Below are 3466 nucleotides of genomic sequence, written 5' to 3'. Positions count from 1 at the left end.
AGTTAGGAGTTAGGATAAAGAATATTTTCTCATCTATTCTCTATTTCCTATTTAATCATTTTGTTGGCCAGCTAATCATTGGATCTATAGCTAGTTTCTTGGATACTTCATAAGCACCATAACGATTGAGGTGACTGGGATCTGAAAAGTAATCATTTGCTTTTGTCCATAGCTGACTTAAATCACGATAGATAAATTGAGGGTGATTGGTAAAGGTTAATAAATACTCTTGAAACTGTTGCTCATATTTCATGCGTACAGGATCTAAATAATCTGAAGTAAGAGGCATATTCACAAAGACGAGAGAGATATTATTATTTTTGGTAAACTCTAACATGGAATGGAATGCCTGATCTTGTTTACCTGCTAATTGGAAAGATTTATAATCATTATCGTAGTCTCCAGAAACTTTGGGATGTTTTTGATAGTATGTGGTGGGATTATAGCGAATAGATAAAGGTAAGAATCCATCAAAATCAACTCCTTGGAGAGAAGAATTATTGTCTATTTCTGAATCATGGGTGATGTGGACTTTTGATTTAACTGGGGAATGTTGATAGCTAAAAGGTAGATATTGAAGTTGTTTTTGGAGAAGAATTTTAATTTGATCACGGCTTTTATAACTAGCAGATAAATTAGCTACAGACTGATTTAACCAATCGTTAGTGGTTTGATAGATATTAGTGTCTGCTGTTTTAGGTTTATTACTAACTTTTTCTGTGGGATCTTTTAGATTTTTATTACCTTCATTAGCTTTGACTTTTGTTGGAGATTTCTGCAATATTTGTTTGTATCCTGGTGAAGATTCAATTGCATTGAAAGTAATATCTTCTCTCCCATTGTTAAAGGCACGAGAACCATCTGCCCATAAAATTATTTTTGGTAGTTCTTGGGGTTCTAAAACCTGACGGATGAGGACATCAACGACTTGGGCTGTTGCTCCATTAATGCCAAAGTTAAATATATCAATATTGCTATGGCTTTGGGAGGATAAAGCTTTAGAAAGGGCGACAGGATCAACTCCTCTCAGTGCGCGAGAAGAACCAACAATTAAGACATCTGGTGGACGTTTTTTTGTAGCTAACCGCTGTTTATATAGAGCTAATTGTTCATCTAATTGCCTAGCATTAAAACTGGGTATTTGCGATCTGGCTGCTAATAAAATAGCTGTAGAAGTGGCTTTTTCTTTTAATGGGCCGGCTGGCAAATTTCCTGATTGAGCATTATTATCATTAATAAATCCAGAAGCATTAAAGGCTGAGGGATCATTATTAAGTAATTCTGTTGTCCCTGGTTGATTTGAAAATGATGTTTTCTGATTATTTGGTGATAGTGAGGATGCTTGTGCTTGTGAGGATAATGGTGAAACAATATTATTACTAGCTTTTGGTGAATTTTCAACAGTATGTGCGACGACGTAGCCTAACATAAAATCACTTTGTAAGGCGAGAAGTAATCCTAATGCTAACCAAATCATCCCGCTGCCAATTCCTTGATTATCGGGATTTTCGTCTATTTCCTGATTAGATGGTGTAAATATTTGACTGTTTAAAAGTAAATTTCTGATTAATTTATTGGTGTTTAGCAACAAATTATTTGATGCTTCTTTGAGAAAGCTTTTTACTTTTTCATTGGTTAAATCGGGACGCAAAATTTCTTCACTGTTTTCATCTATCATTAGGGAATTTACATATTCTGATGTAGCGGCAAATTCTGGTGTTGCTTCGGGAACTAATCGAGAACGTTCTTCTAGATCAGCCCCATGATGCCATACGGGTTCTTTATCACCAGCACGACGACCATAAACACGGACACCAGTAATACCAGAAATTTTTAGTTGGCGGATAAATTGAGTCACTTTACTAGAAACTTGATAGCGTGTAGGACAAACGGGAGCATCACACATTATGTGTAATAAATCTTCTTTGCGAACTAGTAGTACCCGGATACCACCTGTTTTCAATCGCCAATCTAGGTTGGGATTGAGTAGTCGCTCTAGTAAAAAAATCATGGCTGGTTGATCACCTGCACGGGCAAGCTCCAATGCAGATGTGAGTAGGAATGGATGCTTAGATGCTGGTAAAGATACCCAATCTATCCAAGTTGGTTGTTTGTCTGTGGTTTTTTGTCCGTATATGGCGGCTGAGATAATGGCTTGAGGAGCAATACTTTCGAGTAGGGGGACAATGGCTTGTAGTGCGGTCGTTTTATCCGGTGCGGGTGCGGTTTCTAATGGGTCAAAAGCTGGGGTACAGAAGATGTGCAAGGTAGATTCTTTGAGGGAAGTTTGCAATGCTATTTCGAAGCCTAATAATTCTTCAGTTAATATTCTAGCGATCGCTTGCACATCTCCCCACCGCGCCCATTCTTTTAACATCACCTCTGGAGGTGTCAAATCTACTCTTACCCGCCAATCTGGCTCTGTTTCCCCTCGAACTTGGGCAACAATAATGGCATCCTGATAACCGACAAGCTGCAAATGTCTGAGCTTTTGGGCTACCGTTTCTGCCAATAATGATGAATCAGGGCTATAGCTAGACTGACAAAATACCCAAAGACGATTAGCGACAATCTGAGAGTTATTTTTCGCCGCAGAGGGTTTAATTTTTACCTGTACTGCTATACCTAAATGGCTGAGATGTTCGCTCAAATAGCGAGCAATGGCATCCCCATCCCCTTGACGTGCCAAACTTTCATTAGAGATAATCAGCGAGCCTCCGGGGCTTATAGGCATTTCTGTCTGTGCCAATAGTGCCTGTTCTAAATGTCGTTCCAGTTGATTTAAATATACCCGATGGCACCATTGAGGACGGTGTTCCCCTTTTTTTCGACCATAAATTAATACTTGGTATATTGACGGTTGTTCGTCATTGGTGAGGGTATCTACATCAGTTTGCTGTAGTGCTTGCAATAACTCCAATAAGGTTTGCCAGCGTTGTGGACATTCAGCATTTTCACAGAGAATATGTAGGTCATTACCTAGCAATCGGACTTTTACACCGAAAGTATTTATACCCGTTGCTTGGCTTACCCATTGCACTAAGGAATTTTGACGATCATCAAGTAATACTGTTTTCATGGGCGGTGGGATTTAACAGCAAGGTTGTATGGGGGAATTTCGGCTGTACTTGTCAACTAGAATCATAGAACTATCACATTTTGCCATTTTTTTAAATAATTTAGGACTTACGCAGCTTGCAAAATTGACAAAGATGGTCTTGGAGAATGTTTGAAAAGTGGTATCCCGTAATTTTCATCACATTGTTACCCCCCGTTTCCCTAAAGGAGGGTAACAATAAAAATCTAGTACAACACGGCATAAATAAACCAACCATTCTAAATCGTTAAAAAGCCTATACTGTCTTCGTTTTGACTTTTGACTTTTGATTTTTGACTTCCGCCCTGCGGTACTACTTCCCTCCGCTTTATAAGGGGAGGGTTAGGGAGGGGTAAAATCTGTCTCTTA

At 38.8% G+C, this 3466-nt stretch carries 1 protein-coding gene; it reads right to left on the bottom strand.

The features are described 5' to 3' along the window. Positions 1–55 precede the first annotated feature (55 nt). On the bottom strand, positions 56–3079 hold the full coding sequence (locus IQ228_RS23385; protein WP_193964602.1) for a DUF1574 domain-containing protein: 3024 nt from the start codon (positions 3077–3079) through the stop codon (positions 56–58). Positions 3080–3466 lie beyond the last annotated feature (387 nt).

This window comes from Dolichospermum sp. LEGE 00246, from assembly GCF_015207865.1.
Taxonomy (GTDB): Bacteria; Cyanobacteriota; Cyanobacteriia; order Cyanobacteriales; family Nostocaceae; genus Dolichospermum; species Dolichospermum heterosporum.
This window is presented reverse-complemented; position numbering and strand designations above follow the sequence as displayed.